The organism is Teichococcus oryzae (assembly GCF_008386565.1).
In the GTDB taxonomy this organism is placed as follows: Bacteria; Pseudomonadota; Alphaproteobacteria; order Acetobacterales; family Acetobacteraceae; genus Pseudoroseomonas; species Pseudoroseomonas oryzae.
Genome location: NZ_VUKA01000082.1, coordinates 1 through 592, shown reverse-complemented (window position 1 = coordinate 592; position 592 = coordinate 1). Strand labels below are relative to the sequence as shown.

The 592-nt window shown below is 65.5% G+C and carries 1 protein-coding gene; it reads right to left on the bottom strand.

Annotated features, from left to right (window positions below; translation table 11 throughout):
• A partial coding sequence (locus F0Q34_RS21620; RefSeq protein ID WP_149814429.1) for a transposase occupies positions 1–527 on the bottom strand: 527 nt, incomplete at its 3' end.
• Between the last annotated feature and the right edge of the window lie 65 nt (positions 528–592).

The following is a 592-nucleotide window of genomic DNA, read 5'->3' as shown; positions in this document are numbered from 1 at the left end:
GCCTTTGACCAGTGCGTCGGCGTACCGCCCTCGCGAATGGTGGCTTTCTCCTCAATGGTGAGCTTCTGGCGTGGCGCCGCGATCAGGGTCGCGTCGATGATCTGCCCACCCATGGCCAAATAGCCTTGCTCGGCCAGCACCGCGTCGAAGCGGCGGAACAGCCCCTCGATGGCACCCGCCTGCTTGAGCTGCTCGCGATAGAGCCAGATCGTCCTGGCGTCCGGCACTGCCTGGTGCAGGCCGAGACCTGCGAAGCGCATGAAGGACAGCCGGTCCCGCAATTGGAACTCGGTCTGCTCGTCGGAGAGGCTGTAGAGCGCCTGCAGCACCAGAATGCGGAACATCAGCACGGCATCATAGGGCGGGCGTCCACCACGGCTGCGATCCGACCGTGCCAGCGCCGCCTCCAGCACGGGCCGGAAGACCTCGAAGTTGACCGCGGCCGCAAGACGTTCCAGCGGATCGCCGGCGGCAGAGAGGGCCGCATACCGCTCATCGACATCGAAGATGCCAGGCTGATTCGCCATCGCCACTGCCTCCGCTGACCGGAGCCAGTGAATCACCTCAGCGCCCGAACAGCGAGGCATTTCGA